The organism is Ensifer sp. KUDG1 (assembly GCF_050434285.1).
Taxonomy (GTDB): domain Bacteria; phylum Pseudomonadota; class Alphaproteobacteria; order Rhizobiales; family Rhizobiaceae; genus Ensifer.
Window position 1 is genome coordinate 1,069,396 of sequence record NZ_JBNDIG010000001.1, and the last position, 17,332, is coordinate 1,086,727.

General features: G+C 63.3%; 18 protein-coding genes. 12 read left to right on the plus strand and 6 right to left on the minus strand.

All coding sequences use genetic code 11. The features are described from left to right. Positions 1–42: 42 nt before the first annotated feature. The 4 genes from M2267_RS05325 to M2267_RS05340 are packed head-to-tail and all read right to left on the minus strand — an operon-like array spanning position 43 to position 3,529. The gene (locus M2267_RS05325) at positions 43–588 is read right to left on the minus strand and encodes a DUF1254 domain-containing protein (protein ID WP_429112984.1); all 546 of its coding nucleotides are present in this window, start codon (positions 586–588) and stop codon (positions 43–45) included. Further along, positions 581–1,168 (minus strand): DUF1214 domain-containing protein, encoded by a 588-nt coding sequence (locus M2267_RS05330; protein ID WP_429112986.1) that lies wholly within the window; start codon positions 1,166–1,168, stop codon positions 581–583. The genes M2267_RS05325 and M2267_RS05330 overlap by 8 nt, the downstream gene beginning before the upstream one ends. 8 nt (positions 1,169–1,176) lie before the next feature. Then, complete coding sequence (locus M2267_RS05335; protein WP_197067171.1) at positions 1,177–1,332, minus strand: hypothetical protein; 156 nt, start codon at positions 1,330–1,332, stop codon at positions 1,177–1,179. Next, positions 1,316–3,529, minus strand: a complete 2,214-nt coding sequence (locus tag M2267_RS05340) for a transglycosylase domain-containing protein (protein WP_429112988.1) — start codon at positions 3,527–3,529, stop codon at positions 1,316–1,318. The genes M2267_RS05335 and M2267_RS05340 overlap by 17 nt, the downstream gene beginning before the upstream one ends. A 152-nt stretch (positions 3,530–3,681) precedes the next feature. Here M2267_RS05340 and M2267_RS05345 point away from each other — a divergent pair, with 152 nt between their 5' ends. Then, the gene (locus M2267_RS05345) at positions 3,682–4,149 is read left to right on the plus strand and encodes a YcgN family cysteine cluster protein (RefSeq protein WP_043620136.1); all 468 of its coding nucleotides are present in this window, start codon (positions 3,682–3,684) and stop codon (positions 4,147–4,149) included. A gap of 74 nt (positions 4,150–4,223) precedes the next feature. Here the strand turns inward: M2267_RS05345 and M2267_RS05350 are convergent, their stop codons facing one another. Next, complete coding sequence (locus M2267_RS05350) at positions 4,224–4,562, minus strand: MmcQ/YjbR family DNA-binding protein (RefSeq protein ID WP_043620081.1); 339 nt, start codon at positions 4,560–4,562, stop codon at positions 4,224–4,226. Between the two features lie 316 nt (positions 4,563–4,878). After that, the gene (locus M2267_RS05355) at positions 4,879–5,019 is read right to left on the minus strand and encodes a hypothetical protein (RefSeq protein WP_192447458.1); all 141 of its coding nucleotides are present in this window, start codon (positions 5,017–5,019) and stop codon (positions 4,879–4,881) included. Positions 5,020–5,824: 805 nt separating this feature from the next. Here M2267_RS05355 and M2267_RS05360 point away from each other — a divergent pair. The 11 genes from M2267_RS05360 (at position 5,825) to M2267_RS05410 (ending at position 17,270) form a co-directional block, all read left to right on the plus strand. After that, positions 5,825–6,079, plus strand: coding sequence for a hypothetical protein (locus M2267_RS05360; RefSeq protein ID WP_043620079.1), 255 nt, complete (start codon positions 5,825–5,827; stop codon positions 6,077–6,079). A 140-nt stretch (positions 6,080–6,219) separates the two neighbouring features. Next, complete coding sequence (gene feuP, locus M2267_RS05365; protein WP_034789361.1) at positions 6,220–6,891, plus strand: two-component system response regulator FeuP; 672 nt, start codon at positions 6,220–6,222, stop codon at positions 6,889–6,891. Beyond that, positions 6,881–8,266: an ATP-binding protein gene (locus tag M2267_RS05370; RefSeq protein ID WP_043620078.1), complete on the plus strand. Its 1,386-nt coding sequence runs from the start codon at positions 6,881–6,883 to the stop codon at positions 8,264–8,266. The genes feuP and M2267_RS05370 overlap by 11 nt, the downstream gene beginning before the upstream one ends. A gap of 237 nt (positions 8,267–8,503) precedes the next feature. Then, entirely contained in the window at positions 8,504–8,944 is a 441-nt protein-coding gene (locus tag M2267_RS05375; RefSeq protein ID WP_043620076.1) for a membrane protein, read from the plus strand. A gap of 130 nt (positions 8,945–9,074) precedes the next feature. After that, the gene (gene ccmI, locus M2267_RS05380; RefSeq protein WP_429112991.1) at positions 9,075–10,211 is read left to right on the plus strand and encodes a c-type cytochrome biogenesis protein CcmI; all 1,137 of its coding nucleotides are present in this window, start codon (positions 9,075–9,077) and stop codon (positions 10,209–10,211) included. Beyond that, the gene (gene ccmE, locus M2267_RS05385) at positions 10,208–10,660 is read left to right on the plus strand and encodes a cytochrome c maturation protein CcmE (protein WP_043625713.1); all 453 of its coding nucleotides are present in this window, start codon (positions 10,208–10,210) and stop codon (positions 10,658–10,660) included. Before ccmI ends, ccmE begins: the two co-directional genes overlap by 4 nt. Beyond that, positions 10,657–12,645, plus strand: coding sequence for a heme lyase CcmF/NrfE family subunit (locus M2267_RS05390; RefSeq protein ID WP_043625716.1), 1,989 nt, complete (start codon positions 10,657–10,659; stop codon positions 12,643–12,645). Before ccmE ends, M2267_RS05390 begins: the two co-directional genes overlap by 4 nt. Further along, complete coding sequence (locus M2267_RS05395; protein ID WP_429112993.1) at positions 12,642–13,097, plus strand: cytochrome c-type biogenesis protein; 456 nt, start codon at positions 12,642–12,644, stop codon at positions 13,095–13,097. Before M2267_RS05390 ends, M2267_RS05395 begins: the two co-directional genes overlap by 4 nt. Positions 13,098–13,423: 326 nt before the next feature. Continuing rightward, positions 13,424–14,983, plus strand: coding sequence for a Do family serine endopeptidase (locus tag M2267_RS05400; protein ID WP_429112995.1), 1,560 nt, complete (start codon positions 13,424–13,426; stop codon positions 14,981–14,983). A gap of 188 nt (positions 14,984–15,171) precedes the next feature. After that, entirely contained in the window at positions 15,172–15,870 is a 699-nt protein-coding gene (locus tag M2267_RS05405) for a response regulator transcription factor (RefSeq protein ID WP_043625726.1), read from the plus strand. Continuing rightward, positions 15,867–17,270 (plus strand): sensor histidine kinase, encoded by a 1,404-nt coding sequence (locus M2267_RS05410; protein WP_429112997.1) that lies wholly within the window; start codon positions 15,867–15,869, stop codon positions 17,268–17,270. Before M2267_RS05405 ends, M2267_RS05410 begins: the two co-directional genes overlap by 4 nt. Positions 17,271–17,332 lie beyond the last annotated feature (62 nt).

The window sequence follows — 17,332 nt, forward strand, 5'->3', positions numbered from 1 at the left end:
TTATAAGCTTGCTGCCGTTGCCCAACGTCCATCCAGGATCGTCTAGCGACGGAACGGCTCGCAGGTCGATTCCGCAAGGAAGTTGCGGACCTGTTCTTCGAAGCTGTCGACCGGTGCCATCGCTCTCAGCACGGCAAAGCCATCCTGTTCCTTCATCTCGATCATGATCGATTGTGCGAGCGCTTGCGGCGGAGACTTTCGCAGCTCGATCAACTGGATCGGCGTTGCGACGACGAGGTCGAGCTTGCCGTTGACCGCGGTGTGGTCGTTCATGCTGAAGACTTCATTCGAATTGCCGTCGAAGACGGCGAGCGACCAGAACGGCACGTTGCCGCTGGCAAGGAAACGCGCCGGTCCGTCCGAGATCGAGAAGCTGCAGACCGCGGTTCTCAGATAAGGATCGTCGTTGGCAAGGCCGGTGGGGCCAGGCGTGCTGGTCAGCGCAAAGAAACTGTCCATCTCCAAAAGCCCGAGGACGCGGGTATAGGCGTCACGGCCCGTGAACTGCGGCAGCGCCAGCACGATGATGATGTGCAGCAGCGCGGCGCCGACCAGGCCGAGGATCGTGGCAAAGAGAACGCTACGCATCGCCGCAACCCGTCTTGGTGATCACCGGCATGGCGAGATCGATCAGGCCGGACGAGCCGGCCGTCGGCGTATCGAGCAGCGTCAGCACCAGCCGGAACGTGCCCGCGTGGCGCACGGCCAGCCAGTTGTCGGGCTGCGCGTTCGGCGACACATGGATGGTGAAGTTGCTGTTTTCACCGCGCAGGACCGTCCAGGAGTTGAGCGCGGAGGGGAGGTCGGAGCCGGGCCGCAGCGGCAGACCCTCTGCATTCGCGGCGTAAAGCGTCCAGAAGCGGGCCTGTGGGGTCAGCCCAGCAACATCATAGGAGCAGGCCGCCTGGAGCTTTTCGCCCTTGCTGTCGGACTGGGCGCTGAACATCAGCCCTTCGGCACCGCCATAGAGCAACTCGCCGGCGCGCGCCCGGTGCGCCTTTGCATAGGGGTCGGCATTGGCCGTCTGCGCCTCTGGAAAGGCGACCCAGGGGCCGATCGCGATCGAGCCGAAGCCGACGGTCGCTTTCAGCGCCCATACCGCCGAGGCGATGCCGCCGCCGAAGGCGATGGCAAGGGTAAGCGCGACGAGGAAGGGGATTCGAAACAAGGGCGACTCTACCGGATATGGTCCCGCGGCGTAGCACCGCCGGGCTGATCCACTATGTCGCCGAAATCCGCGGCCGGCGCAACGGCGACGGCCTCGAACCGGACATCGCAACCGGGATAGGAAAGCGAGGCGGGCATGCCCGAACGGTCAGTTGCTGGCTGCATCGGGCTTTGCCTGTCCGGACCTTGGTTCTTCCGCGCCGAGAGAGGCAAGCTTGCCGCCGGCCTTCTCGGGTGTCTTCAGTGCCGGTGCCTTTTCGAAGGTCTCGCCGATGCTTCGCAGCAGCCGGGTGACGTCGGTCGAAAGCGAGCGCGGCCGCACCAGCGGCGGCAACGCGTTTTCGTCCGGCTTCGCTGACGCCACCTGCGGCGGCTGCTTTGCCGGCGCCGTGGGCGCGGTGATCCCCGGGATCGTCCGGTGTTCGATGCCCTGCTCGGCGTAGTCCATTAGCCGCTTGAAGGTCATTGCCGGCAGCGAACCGCCGGTCATGTTGTTGGTCGAGGTGTAGTCGTCGTTACCGAACCAGACCGCGGTCGTATAGTCGCCTGTGAAGCCGACGAACCAGGCGTCGCGATAGGCCTGCGTCGTGCCGGTCTTGCCGCCGACGACGATGCCGTTGTCGAGCGCGGCCTTGCGCGCCGTGCCGATGATCGGGATCTGCGTCAGCATGGAGTTCATCGACGTGTTGGCGGTTTCGGAGAGGATGCGCCGCGCCGGCGGCGCGTCGCGTCCGAAGTCGTAGAGAATGTCGCCGTCATAGTTGAGGATCTGGCTGATCCCGTGGCGGCGTGACTGCATGCCGCCGGCCGGGAACACCGCGTAGGCGGTCGCCTGGTCGAGCACGGTCACTTCCGATGTGCCGAGCGGCATGGTCTTGTCGGTGCGGATCGGGGTCTCGATGCCCATGTCCTTGGCCGTCTGGGCGATCAGGTCCGTGCCGAGCTTGTCCTTGGCGAGGCGCACGGGAATGGTGTTGATCGACTTGGCGATGGCCGTCAGGATGGTGATGCGGCCGGCATAGCTGCGGCCATAATTCTGCGGCGACCAACCGCGCCAGGTGATCGGGGCGTCGACGACGACCGTTTCCGGCGTCATGCCTTTTTCCATCGCTGCCGCGTAGGTATAGACCTTGAAGGAGGAACCCGGCTGGCGGAGAGCCCGGGTCGCACGGTTGAACTGGCTCTCGCCATAGTCGCGGCCGCCAACCATGGCACGCACGGCGCCGCCGTTTTCGACCATCACCAGCGCGCCCTGCTTCACGCGGAAGCTCTCGCCATATTGGCGCAGGCTCGATTCCACCGAATCCTCGGCGGCATTCTGCAGGCCCATGTCGATGGTGGTGCGCACGATCAGCGAATGCTGCGCGAAGGGGCGGGCGATGCGCTGGACTTCATCGAAGGCCCAGTCGAGGAAGAAGTCGGGCGCCTTCACCTGGGCGCGGTCGATGACCGTCGCGGGATTGAGCCGCGCGGCGATCACCTGGCCCTCGGTCATCAGGCCGCCCTGGACGAGGTTGGTCAGAACCTCGTTGGCGCGTCCGCGTGCGGCCGGCAGGTTGACGTGCGGCGCGTAGCGCGCCGGCGCCTTGAAGAGGCCGGCAAGCATCGCCGATTCCGCCAGGCTGACATCGGTGATCGACTTGCCGAAATAGAACTGCGCCGCGGCCGCCGCACCGAAGGTACCGCCGCCCATATAGGCGCGGTCGAGATAGAGCCGGAGGATTTCCTTCTTCGACAGGTTGCATTCCAGCCAGACGGCGAGGAACGCTTCCTTGATCTTGCGTTCGATCGTCCGCTCGTTCGACAGGAAGAGGTTCTTGGCGAGCTGCTGTGTCAGTGTGGAGCCGCCCTGCACGACACCGCCGGCGCGGGCGTTTTCGGTCATGGCACGGGCAAGGCCCAGGAAGTCGATGCCCCAATGGTCGAAAAAGCGCCGGTCCTCGGTCGCCAGCACCGCCTTGATCAGGTGATCCGGCAGTTCGTCGATCGGCACCGAGTCTTCGTGGATAATGCCGCGATGGCCGATCTCGTTGCCATAGCGGTCGAGGAAGGTGACGGCGAAATCGCTCTGGGCGCGCCAGTTGCCCTTGGTTTCCTCGAAGGCCGGAAGGGCGAGTGCCAGCATCAGCACCGAGCCGACGGTGCCCCAGTTCATGCCTTCGCCGAGCACCTCGAAGACGGCCTTCTTCCAGCCCGTGACGCGGAAGCGGCGGAAGAAGATGGTGGTGTCTTCCCACCATTGCCCCAGCTTGAAGCCGGCATTCCAGACCGTGGAATCGATCCAGGAGTCGATCCTGAGAAAGATGTGCCGTTTCTTCGGCCGATTATCGTCTTTCCTCGGTTCCCGCACGGTCTCAACCACCTGAAGGCTCTACGGCATCATGCCGGCGCCATGTAATATTTGCACGGCGTCAAATTCCAATCTACTTGCATATCGCGCCGCCGGCCTTAAAAAACCGGCAATTTTCTGCGAAATTTCTGTATCGCGAGCGATTTGACGAAAGTGTGATGACGATGGGCGAAATGCCTTTCTGGAAGGCGAAAAGCCTTGAAGACATGACCGATACCGAGTGGGAAAGCCTCTGTGACGGCTGCGGCCTCTGTTGTCTCAACAAGCTCGAGGATTGGGACACGGGTGAGATCGCCTGGACCTCGATCCGCTGCACGCTTCTCGACGGCGAGAGCTGTCGCTGCAAGGACTATCCCAACCGCCAGGCGACCGTGCCTGACTGTATCCAGCTGACGCCGAAGGCCGTGCGCGAAATCACCTGGCTGCCGCCGACCTGCGGCTACCGGCTGGTGGCCGAAGGGCGCGATCTCTACTGGTGGCATCCGTTGATTTCGGGCGATCCGGAAACGGTTCACGCCGCCGGCATTTCCGTGCGCGGCCGCACCGTTGCGGAAGACGGCATCGATGTCGACGATTACGAGGATTATCTCGTCACCTGGCCGCTGGAAGTGGGACAGGAAAACGCAGAGTAACAAGGGGTTAGCCGAAGTGGCGGAATCGTTTTGGCAGTGCGGCGCCGGCAGGGCCGTTCTGCCGCAACGCACCTCTAGTGGCTGCCGCCGTTCTTCTTGACGAGGCTTTTCGGCGCAACATTGCGCCACGCCGTTTCCATCGACTGCTTGACGAGATCCTCGTCGGCCTGGACGAAATAGAGCGAGGTCCAGCCACGGTCGCCCCAGCCTCCGGGCACCGCGGCGCAGACGCCGGGCTCCATTTCCAGAAGCATGCGTTGCTGATCGGGTGTGAACTTGAAAACGGCGCGCCCGGCTTCCGGCAGGCTCATGAAAATACGCTTCCCAACGCGGAAATCTCGCGTTCCGAAATGCGCATTTTCCTCCGTTCCAGGCAGGCTCAGCGCGAGTCTTTCGATCTCTTCCGTCAGCATGAAGAAAGATTAACATGCTTTTGCCGAATGGCAAAAAGGCTGAAAATCACTACAAAAATTGCAAGGGGTGCCCTTGGATGCGCGCGCTCGACAAGGGCGCTAGCGGAGCCTGATCGGGCTGCCTGGATGGGCTCTGGCATCGGTGGTGGCTCGCCCGCCGCACGGGGCGGGAAACATCGCGACCGGCGGTGATAGCCTCACCGCCGGTCCGCTAAGGACTCACCGAAAAGCGCTCTGAACGAGCGCTGTCCGACGACGATCTAGGGAAATGGAAGAGCAGGGCCGGTGACGCGCAGGCGCGCCACTCAGGCAGGCCTCATTCCGCCGGTGCGACCGGCTTCGGCGTTGCGTCGCTCGCGGCGCGCATCTCACGCCATTCGCTCTCGAAACGGTCGAGCAATGATTGCGGTACTTTGGACTGCTGAGATGCGGGCTGGTTGTTTGCGAGCGTCTGCATGCGATCCTCCCGGGTTCTGTGACGGTTTCGTGATGTATGATGTGGCGGACAATTTCACATCGCAAAGGCTTTGTAAATCAGTGGCTTAAATCATTTAAACGATTGAAAAATCTTTAAATCGATTAATTTTTCGTTTATACACAGCACGCATCGCGCCTGGTCGTCAACAGGTTTAAGTTGCAGCTATTTTTGAAGTAATTTGCGCGCATAGATTGTGGCAAAAGGGGTCGGCCGGTTCGCAGGGCTTTGTCTAAGAAGACGACACTGCTGCGGGCGTGATCGGTGCCGTGGTGACGCATTGCCTCGGCAGGGCCGAGGGCCGAGGGCCGTGATGGCCGAGCCTTGTTTGAAAGGGCGCCGAACCTGAATCAGTTTCTGAAGTGTTTGAATCACGCTGCGAGCGACAGCCGCCAAGCGATTCAAAAGAATCGGCAAAATGGGTGTGCAGCCATGCCGCCCTCGATCGGGAACGGCGCTGTTTACGTCAGCAAAAAGATCCTAGCGAAACATGCTTAACGAAAGCTGACGGTTGGGCTGTTCCGTCTGTTGGCCTTGGGGTCCGGGCCGCGTTCCTCGCGTGATCGCGTCACTCAAACTGTCGCAGGAAGCGGCTATGGCTTGGCAACGGGTTGACCTATGCGGGTTTCCTCGAGGGAAGAATCGCCGCAATCTAAGGTCGGATTTCGGGGGAGGTGATGCGTTTCCCGATAGTGCTTGCCGGTCCGAAAGGCCGACATTCATTTGCCATTCAGCCTCGTTCGTTTATTCCTTCTGCCATGATGCTTCCCAAGTCGAAAGTGCGTTCATGTCTTCACCAGTGATCATAGCCGCGCTTGCTGCAGGCCTCGCCGGCTTCAGCCCGCCAGCGATCAGCGTGCCGTCGGATATTGTCGTTCGTGTGGCCGGCGATTGCAGTGCGGCTGCCGCGCAGGTCGTTGCCGACACCGGCGGCGAGTTGCTGTCGGCGCAGCCGACGTCCGACGGTCAGTGCGTGATCACCGTGCTTGTTCCCGGGAATGGTGGCAGGCCGAAGAAGGTAACCGTCAAGGTGCCGATGTAGGCTATCCCTGCAGCGCCGCGTGCCGTATCAGGCGTACGAAGGTCGCTGTAGCACTTTGAATGGCTGCGTGTTCTTATCCTTGAATTGGCCAGATTTGGCGAAACATGCAGCAGGATGGCCGCGAGAGGAAGTAAAGACGGATGCGCATTCTGATTGTCGAGGACGACGCCAACCTGAACCGGCAGCTCGCCGAGGTGCTGAAGGAGGCCGGCTACGTCGTTGACCAGGCCTATGATGGCGAGGAGGGGCACTATCTCGGCGACGCCGAGCCTTATGATGCCGTGATCCTCGACATCGGCCTGCCGGAGATGGACGGCATTACCGTCCTTGAAAAATGGCGCGGCGACGGCAAGACCATGCCGGTTCTGATCCTGACGGCGCGTGACCGCTGGAGCGACAAGGTGGCCGGCATCGATGCCGGCGCCGACGACTATGTCGCCAAGCCCTTCCACGTCGAAGAGGTTCTCGCCCGCATCCGCGCCCTGATCCGGCGCGCCGCCGGCCATGCGAGCTCGGAGATCGTCTGCGGCCCGGTCCGCCTCGATACCAAGGGCTCCAAGGCAACGGTCGATGGCGTGGCATTGAAGCTGACGTCGCACGAGTTCCGGCTGCTCTCCTATCTCATGCACCACATGGGGCAGGTGGTTTCGCGCACGGAACTGGTCGAGCACATGTACGACCAGGATTTCGATCGCGATTCCAATACGATCGAAGTGTTCATCGGCCGGCTGCGCAAGAAGATCGGCAACGATCTGATCGAAACGGTGCGCGGTCTCGGATACCGTATGCAAGCGCCGGGCAATGGCAATTAGATCGCTCACCGCACGCGTTCTGGTGGTCTCCACCGTCTGGGCGGTGGTGGCGCTCGTCGTGATCGGCGTGGTCATCTCCGAGCTTTATCGCCAGGGCTCCGAGCGCGGCTTCAAGGACCTGCTGCGCGCCCAGCTCTTCAACGTCGTCAATTCGATTTCCGTCAACGAGAGGACGGTGCTGTCGGGTAGTCCGCAGCTTGGCGACCTCCGGTTTTCACAGCCACAGACCGGCTGGTACTGGATCGTCGATCCGATCGGCGAGTTCGACACGCCGCCTTTGATCTCGACCTCGCTCGGCAACGGCAAGCTGCCGATCGCCAGCGTCGACGAGGTGCCCTTCGATACTGGCTATGTCCGCTTCTACACCACCAAGGATCCCTTCGGGAACGAAGTCGAGGTCTCCGAGACCGAGGTCGTTCTCGACATCCAGGGCCATACGGCGCGCTTTCGCGTGGCGGGCAACCGCGATGTGCTCGAGGCCGACATCAACCGCTTCACCCGCAACCTGACGATCGCGCTCTCCATCTTCGGTCTTGGTGGGCTCGGCGTGAACGCGCTCACCATCCTCTTCGGTCTTAGGCCTCTCGACGAGGTCCGGCGCTCGATGGAAAAGATCCGCGCCGGTGAAAGCGAACGGTTGGATGGCGCATTCCCGCGCGAGATCCAGCCGCTCGCCAACGAGGTCAACGCCCTGATCGACAGCAACCGCCGCATCGTCGAGCGCGCCCGCATGCAGGTCGGCAATCTCGCCCATTCGCTGAAGACACCGATCGCGGTGCTGCTGAACGAGGCGCGGGTGCTCGAGGCATCGCACGGCGAACTGGTGCGCACCCAGGTCGATGCGATGCAGACTCAGGTTCAGTCCTATCTGAGTCGCGCCCGGATCGCGGCGCAGCGCGAGTCCGTGCTGGCGCGGACCGAAGCGCAGCCGGCGCTCGAACGCCTCGTGCGTGTCATGCGCAAGCTCAATCCGGAAAAGCAGGTTCATCTGTCTATCAACCCGCCGGGGCTGGTTCTTGCCATGGAGCTGCAGGACGTCGAGGAGACCGTCGGCAACCTGCTCGAGAATGCCGCCCGCCACGCCCGAGCCGAGGTATGGCTGAACGTCAGGCCGGCGCCGAGCGAGGTTCATGCCAAGGAACCAGGACGGCAGTGGATCGTTCTCGATATCGACGACGATGGGCCGGGGCTCAACCCCGACCAGATCGCGGTGGCGATGAAGCGCGGCAAGCGGCTCGACGAAAGCAAGCCGGGAACCGGGCTCGGTCTTTCGATCGTCAGCGAGATCGTTCGGGAGTACCAGGGCACAATCACCCTGTCGCGACGGGACGAGGGAGGCTTGCGGGCGGAACTGGTTTTGCCGGCGGCCGTTTAGAGGGTGCGGGAGAAATACGTGGGTCTGGCGTCGCTCGCTTGCGAATCCATCGTGATTTAGGGGTCACACCCGTGCTTGAAAATGTCACACCCGCAGGGCCCGCCGTTGCCTCGGCACGCGGGGAATGCCAAAAGAAAATCAAGGACTAGTCGTCACCGTGCTCGAATGGAACGAGCTTAAGGATGCGGCTTCGGATAGGATGATTGAGTGTCGCGGATCATGAGGAACCAGGCAGAAATGACACGGGCTATTGTCGTCGGCGGCAGGATCGTTGTGGTCGCTTCGGCCGTCGCACTGGCCGGATGCGGCACGACGGGCAGCAAGGGCGCGGCCGGCAGCCTCGGCTCGACGGCGACGCGCGGTGCCACCTCGACCAATTACATCGCAGCACTCCAGGGCGGGGTGATCGCGCGTCTCACCGATCTCGACATCGGAGCATCCGACCGCCAGCGGGCGCTGGAGGCGGAGTACCGCGCACTTGAAGCGGCCCCCGGTGGCCAGCCCGTGACCTGGGACGGGCGTGGCGTCAACGGTTCGGTCGTTGCAGCCGCTCCCTATCAGGTTGGGTCGCAGAACTGCCGCCAGTATAGCCACACGGTTACCGTCAAGGGCCAGCCGAAGACGGCGCGGGGCGCTGCCTGCCGCAACCCGGATGGCAGCTGGACGCCGCTGACCTGAGGCCTGGCAGGCCGGGGTTTTCCGGATGCGTCCGGGCTGCTCGATCCGCCGTTGCGGCGAAACGCCTCAAATCTCCGTCATAAGGGGTTTTCGTGTTGGAATGGCATGGGGGCCATAGTATTGAGCTTCCATGTTGTTCTGGATCCTCGTCGCCACCCTGACGGCGGCTGTCGCTGCCGTGCTCATCCTGCCGCTGCTGCGGGCAGGGGAAGCCCCGTCGTCTCCCCACAGCCATGACATCGAGGTCTATCGCGACCAGCTCGAAGAGTTGAAGCGGGACCAGGACAGCGGTCTGATCCGCGGCGATGACGCCGAGCTTGCGCGCGCCGAAGTGGCGCGCCGGCTGCTGGCCGCTGGCGAGAGCGACAGCGAGGCGGCGCCGGCCGCTGCGCCGCGTCGCAGTGTCAGCCGTCTGGCCCAGGCCTTCGTGCTGCTCTGTCTTCCGGCCGTCGGCCTCTGTCTTTACTTGCTGACTGGGAGCCCGGGCCTTCCGGCGCAGCCGCTCGCCGCACGCCTGGCCGATCCCAATGGCGACATCAACATCCTGATTGCCAAGGCCGAGAACCACCTGGCCATAAACCCGAACGACGGCGCCGGCTGGGATCTGCTTGCGCCGATCTACATGCGAAACGGCCGTGTCGAAGATGCAGTCGATGCCTATGACCGGGCGATCCGCCTGCTCGGCCCGACGCCGGCACGTCTTGGCGGCTACGCCGAGGCGATGGTCGTACAGTCCGACGGCGTCGTGACGAGCAAGGCGCAGGACGCGCTGAAGCAGGCGCTGGCGCTCGACCCCAATGACCCGCGCTCGGAATTCTATCTTGCCCTCGGCCTCAAGCAGGAAGGCAAGAGCGCGGAAGCGCTGACCGCCTTCAACCGGTTGGTCGCGACGTCGCCGGCCGACGCACCCTGGCTGCCGCTCGTCAAGCAGCACGTGGCTGAATTGGGAGGCGCCACCAGCGCTGCAGCGCCGGGCAATCCGAGTGCAGATGATGTGGCTGCGGCCCAGAGCATGAGCGCCGGCGATCGCCAGGAAATGATCCGGGGTATGGTCGGCAGCCTCGAAAGCCGGCTGAAGGAAAATCCGGATAATCTCGAAGGCTGGGCGCGGCTGATCCGCTCCCATGTTGTCCTTGATCAACGAGACAAGGCGCTGGCCGCGCTAAGGGAGGGCCTGAAAACCTTCCCGGCCGATGGCGACGGCGGCAAGCAGCTGCTGGCGCTGGCACGCGAGCTCGGGATTGCCGCCGACGGAGTAACGCAATGACGCGCAAACAAAAAAGACTGGCGATCATCGGCGGCGGCGTCGGCTTCCTGGTGCTTGCAGCCTTCCTCGTGATGTTCGCTTTCAGCCAGGCGATCGCCTATTTCTATGTGCCGAGCGACCTCGAAAAGGCCAACGTGCCACCGGGAACCCGCATCCGCCTCGGCGGCGTCGTCGAAGCCGGCTCCGTCAAGCGCGGCGACGGCAAGACGGTGACCTTCACCGTTACCGATACGCTGAGCGGTGTGCCGGTCACCTATACCGGTATCCTGCCCGACCTGTTCCGCGAGGGGCAGGGCGTGGTGACGGAGGGAACCTTCGTCGCGGGAAGCTCGGTCTTCGTGGCCGACTCGGTTCTCGCCAAGCATGACGAGACCTATATGCCCAAGGATGTCGCCGACCGTTTGAAGGCCCAGGGCGTTGAGCTCAGCGGGAAGGAAACCATCAAGTGATCATCGAGCTCGGACACTACGCTCTGGTTCTGGCGCTGGCGACTGCGGTCATCCAGGCGGCCCTGCCGATCCTCGGCGCACGGCTGAACGATCGCGGCCTGATGGAGCTGGCCTCCAGTGCCGCCGTCGCCTGCTTTCTGCTCGTCGCTTTCGCCTTTGCCGTCCTCACCTTCGCCTATGTGACCTCGGACTTCTCGGTCCGCAACGTCTGGGAAAACTCCCATTCGCTGAAGCCGCTGATCTACAAGATCTCGGGCGTCTGGGGGAACCATGAAGGCTCGATGCTGCTTTGGCTGTTGATCCTGACGTTCTTCTCGGCGCTGGTTGCCGCCTTCGGGCGCAACCTGCCGGAAACGCTGAAGGCAAACGTGCTTGCCGTCCAGGCCTGGATCGCGATGGCCTTCGCGCTCTTCATCTTGCTGACATCCAATCCGTTCGCGCGGTTGATGCCGGCGCCGGGCGAGGGCAAGGACCTGAACCCGATCCTGCAGGATGTCGGTCTCGCCATTCATCCGCCGCTGCTCTATCTCGGCTATGTCGGTTTCTCCGTCTGCTTCTCGTTCGCCATTGCCGCGCTGATCGAGGGGCGAATCGATGCCGCCTGGGCGCGCTGGGTCCGTCCGTGGACGCTCGCTGCCTGGACCTTCCTCACCGCCGGCATTTCGATGGGCTCCTACTGGGCCTATTACGAGCTCGGCTGGGGCGGCTGGTGGTTCTGGGATCCGGTCGAAAACGCCTCCTTCATGCCCTGGCTTGCGGGAACCGCGCTGCTGCATTCGGCGCTGGTCATGGAAAAGCGCGAGGCGCTGAAGATCTGGACCGTACTGCTGGCGATCATGACCTTCTCGCTGTCGCTGCTCGGCACCTTCCTCGTGCGTTCGGGTGTCCTGACCTCGGTTCACGCCTTCGCCACCGACCCGACCCGCGGCATCTTCATCCTCGCCATTCTCGTCTTCTTCATCGGCGGTGCGTTCACGCTCTTCGCCCTGCGCGCCTCGCACCTGAAAGCGGGCGGAATCTTCGCGCCGATCTCGCGTGAGGGCGCGCTGGTCTTCAACAACCTTATCCTGACGACGGCGACCGCGACGGTCCTGACAGGCACGCTCTATCCGCTGGTGCTCGAAGCGCTGACCGGCGACAAGATCTCGGTCGGACCGCCCTTCTTCAACATGACCTTCGGCCTGTTGATGCTGCCGCTGCTCTTTGCCGTGCCCTTCGGCCCGCTGCTTGCCTGGAAGCGCGGCGACTTTGCCGGCGTTTCGCAGCGGCTCTTCGCAGCGGTCGCCATCGGTCTGCTCTTCGGTGTCGCCTACTATTACTTCATGAACGGCGGCCCGGTTCTCGCACTCTTCGGCATTGCCCTTGGCGTCTACGTGATCGTCGGCTCATTGACGGACCTGGCGCTACGCTCCGGCCTCGGCAAGGTCGCAGGCAACGTCGCCTGGCGGCGCTTCTCCGGCCTGCCGCGTTCTGCCTTCGGCACGGCGCTTGCACATATCGGCCTTGGCGTCACCCTGATCGGCATCGTCGCCGTCACGGCCTTCGAAACCGAAACAGTCGTCGAGATGAAGCCGGGCATGACGGTCGATGCCGGCGGCTACACCCTGCGCTTCGACGGAATGCGCAATGGCAGCGGCCCGAACTATTCCGAGGAGTCCGGCCACTTCACCATCAGCCGCGGCGGTGTTGCGATTGACGAGGTCTGGTCATCGAAGCGCCTCTACCAGGCGCGCCGCATGCCGACGACGGAAGCCGGCATCCGCACCTTCGGTTTGAGCCAGCTCTATGTCTCGCTCGGCGACCAGATCAGCGAAGGCGGTATCGTCGTGCGCATCTGGTGGAAGCCGATGATCCTGTGCATCTGGGGCGGCACCCTCTTCATGATGGCGGGTGGCTTCGTCTCTCTGAGTGACCGCCGCCTGCGCGTCGGCGCGCCGGCCAAGGCCAAGCGACCGAAGACGGTGCCGGTGGGGGCTGCGGAATGAAGCGACTGCTCCTGGCACTCCTGCTTGTACTTGCGCCTGTCGGCTCGGCCTTTGCCGTCAACCCGGATGAGGTGCTTGCCGATCCCGCGCTCGAAGCGCGGGCGCGGGCGATCTCGGCGGAACTGCGCTGCATGGTCTGCCAGAACCAGTCGATCGACGATTCCAACGCTGAGCTTGCCAAGGACCTGCGCGTGCTTGTGCGTGAGCGGCTTGCGAACGGCGACAGCGACACGGCCGTCATCGATTACGTCGTGTCCCGCTATGGCGAATTCGTACTGCTGAAGCCGCGCTTCGAGACGAAGACGCTGATCCTCTGGGGAATGCCGGCGACCCTGCTCCTCGTCGGGGCGATTACGCTTGTTATCGCCTCTCGCCGTCGCGGCGCCCAGGCCAAGGGCACGCCGCTTTCCGAGGACGAAAAGGAAAAGCTGGAGAAGCTGCTTCAGCCTTAACGCGGCGCTCGCCGAACGCGCATCCGTTGCACCGGCCCCGCACTAATCTTTTGATATCGCTGGAGATCCCCGCCAGCGGCTGAGAATGCCGCTCGCGCCAACGCGCAATTCCCGGTAGGCCCTTGGTCGAGCCCGGGCCAGCTCTTCGCAACATTACCAAAAATTCATTTTCCGGACAGAACTCAGTAAGGTCCCATCCGTTACATCTTTGGTCATCGGCTGTTCCTCCAGTCAGCCAAAACGAATTCCGCCTTCCCTGAGGCGGTTTCGCAACCAGGTTTCAGTGCCGTCTTCGACGGCATCAAGGAAGAGAAAAGGCAAAACGGATGTTTACGACCAAATCCCTGCGTCCCTCCCTCAAGACCGTTCTGAAGACCTCGACCGTCGCCGGCCTTGCCGCCGTCATGCTGACCTCGGGTCTGCCGGCCAGCATCTCGCAATCCTTTGCCGATCCGGTGAAGGTAGAAGCGCCGTCGGTGCCGAGCTTCGCCAACGTCGTCGAGGCCGTTTCGCCGGCGGTCGTTTCGGTCCGCGTCCAGTCGCGCGCCAATCCGGTGTCGGAAGACGGAAGCGGTTTCGACTTCAACTTCAACGGTCGCGGTTTCGATGATCTGCCGGAAGACCATCCGCTGAAGCGTTTCTTCAAGGAATTCGGCCCGCGCGGCGACGATCGTGCCGACCGCGGCCCCGGCCGTCGTGGCCCGCATGGCGAAGGCCGCCTGCGTCCGACCGCTCAGGGCTCTGGCTTCTTCATCTCCGATGACGGCTACCTCGTCACCAACAACCACGTCGTTTCCGACGGCTCGGCCTTCACCGTCATCCTGAACGATGGCACCGAACTCGACGCCAAGCTCGTCGGCAAGGACAGCCGCACGGATCTCGCCGTGCTCAAGGTCGATGACAAGCGCAAGTTCACCTATGTCAGCTGGGCCGACGACAGCAAGGTCCGCGTCGGCGACTGGGTAGTTGCCGTCGGCAATCCCTTCGGTCTCGGCGGTACGGTAACCTCGGGCATCGTCTCGGCGCGTGGCCGCGACATCGGATCCGGCCCCTATGACGATTACCTGCAGGTCGACGCGGCGGTGAACCGCGGCAACTCGGGTGGCCCGACCTTCAACCTCTCCGGCGAAGTCGTCGGCATCAACACGGCGATCTTCTCGCCGTCGGGCGGTGGCAACGTCGGTATCGCCTTTGCCATCCCGTCGACCGTTGCCAAGGATGTGGTTGCCGACCTGATCAAGGACGGTTCGGTTTCTCGCGGCTGGCTCGGCGTGCAGATCCAGCCCGTCACCAAGGATATCGCCGAATCGCTCGGCCTTTCGGAAGCAAGCGGCGCGCTCGTCGTCGAGCCGCAGACCGGTTCGCCGGGCGAAAAAGCCGGCATCAAGAAGGGCGATGTCGTAACCGCGCTGAACGGCGATACGGTCAAGGATCCGCGTGACCTTGCCCGCAAGGTTGCGGCGATCCGCCCGGGCACCACGGTCGACCTAGCCCTGTGGCGCGACGGCAAGGCGGAAACCGTCAAGCTCGAAATCGGCACGCTGCCGAAGGACGACAAGGAAGCTGCCAAGAGCCAGGACGACCAGTCCGATGAAGCCCAGCCGTCGAGCGAGCAGGCACTGGCCGACCTTGGCGTCTCGGTCGTGCCGTCCGACGATGGCAAGGGCGTCACCATCGCTTCGGTCGACGAAGACTCCGATGCCAGCGATCGTGGCCTGAAGCAGGGCGAAAAGATCGTCTCGGTGAACAATCAGGAAGTGAAGTCCGCCGACGACATCCTGAAGGTCATCAACACTGCCAAGAAGGACGGCCGTAGCAAGGCGCTCTTCCAGATTGAGGCCCAAAACGGCAGCCGCTTCGTGGCCCTTCCGATCGACAAGGGCTGATCGCGGCAGTCAGATGATTGACCGGAGCGCCGCGATTTCCAGGTGATGTCGCGGCGTTCGCCGTTTGGAGCGGGATGTGAAAAGGTGTGTGCGGTTTTCCGCCCGTATCCCGTTCTCCCTCACGAGAGCACTCGCCAACCCGGTTGTCGAAAGTCGAAACCGGTTGAGACAGACAGGGGTCCGGGACTATGGTCGCGCGTATGAAGATTCTGATCATTGAAGACGATCTCGAGGCGGCAGCCTATCTGGCGAAAGCCTTCCGCGAGGCGGGCATCGTGTCCGATCACGCCAGCGATGGCGAGAGCGGCCTGTTCATGGCCAGCGAGAACAATTACGACGTTCTCGTGGTGGACCGCATGCTGCCGCGTCGAGACGGTCTCTCTGTCATCACCGAGCTTCGCCGCAAGGACATCCACACGCCGGTGCTGATCCTGTCGGCGCTCGGCCAGGTGGACGACCGGGTAACGGGTCTGCGCGCCGGTGGCGACGATTATCTGCCGAAGCCCTACGCCTTCAATGAGCTGCTCGCCCGCGTCGAGGTGCTCGGCCGCCGCAAGGGCACGCCGGATCAGGACATGGTTTACCGCGTCGGCGATCTGGAACTCGACCGCCTGTCGCATTCCGTGCGCCGGCAGGGAAAGGAAATTCCCCTGCAGCCGCGCGAATTCCGCCTGCTCGAATATCTCATGAAGAACGCCGGCCAGGTCGTCACCCGCACGATGCTGCTGGAAAACGTCTGGGACTACCACTTCGACCCGCAGACCAACGTCATCGACGTGCATGTCTCGCGGCTGCGCTCGAAGATCGAGAAGGACTTCGATGTGCCGCTGCTGCGCACGGTGCGTGGTGCCGGCTACATGATCAAGGATGACCGGGCGCCCGCATGAGCAAGCTTCGCGTTCTCTTCAGAACGACCGCGGTCCGGCTTTCCGCCCTCTACCTCATCCTCTTTTCGCTCTGTGCCGCCTTTCTCGTCATCTACGTCACCGGCATGTCGGAGCGGCTGCTGCAGCAGCAGACCCGTGACGCTGTTACCGCCGAGGTGGCGCAGATCGAGCAGGTCTATAGCCGCGCCGGCATGAACGGCCTGTTGCGCTCGCTCGAGCGGCGGGCACGTCAGCCGGGCGCCAATCTCTACGTGATTGCGGGACCGAGCGGCGAAATCCTCGCCGGCAACGTTGCGAGCCTGGAGCCGGGCCTGCTCGACAGCGAAGGCTGGACCGAGCGTCCCTTCGCCTATCAGCGCTATACCGACGAGAGCAAGAAGGACACCCATGTGGCGCTTGCCCATGTGCTGGTGCTCGACAATGGTCTGCGCATTCTCGTCGGCCGCGACCTGCAGGAGCCGCAGAAGTTCCGCGCGCTGGTGCGCCAGGCGCTGATGGTGGCGCTCGGCGTCATGGGGCTCGGCGCGCTCGTTATCTGGTTCGGCATTGGTCGCAACGCTCTGAAGCGCATCGATCGTATGTCGGAGGCGAGCACCAAGATCATGGCCGGCGATCTGTCGCAGCGCCTGCCCATGAGCGGTTCCGGCGACGAGTTCGACCGGCTGTCGGAATCGCTGAACGCCATGCTCAGCCGCATCGAGAAACTGAACGAAGGGCTGCGACAGGTCTCCGACAACATCGCCCACGATCTGAAGACGCCGCTGACGCGGCTGCGCAACAAGGCGGAGGCAGCCCTTGCCCGCAAGGGCACGAGCCAGCGCGGCGCGCTGGAGGAGATCATCGGTGAATCCGATCAACTGATCCGCACTTTCAACGCCCTTCTGATGATCTCGCGCGTCGAGGCCGGCTCGTCTGCCGCCGAGATGAGCGACATCGACCTTTCGCAGATCGTCGCCGATTGCGTCGAGCTCTACGAACCGGTGGCCGAAGATGGCGGTCTGAAACTCGAAGCCGACGTCGCCCCGGAACTGGTTATTTCTGGCAACCGCGAACTGATCGGCCAGGCCCTCGGCAACCTCATCGACAACGCCATCAAATATGCCGATGGCGCCGAGAACCCCCTGATCAAGGTCTCTCTGGAAAAGCGCGAGGGAAGTGTGTTGCTGTCGGTTGCCGATCACGGTTCGGGCATACCGGCGGCGATGCGCGACGAGGTGATCAAGCGCTTCGTACGCCTTGATGAGAGCCGGTCCAAGCCAGGCACCGGCCTTGGCCTGTCGCTGGTCGAGGCAGTCATGGAAATGCACCATGGCGCGCTGCATCTCACAGACACGGTTCCGTCCGCCGAAGGCGGCAAGGGTCTGACGGTTCAGATGGTTTTCCCGATGGCGGCAACCTGATAGACCGGTTCTGGGAGAACGAGGTGGAGTGAGGCAGAGCGCGCGGTCGTTGCGCGCGTCCA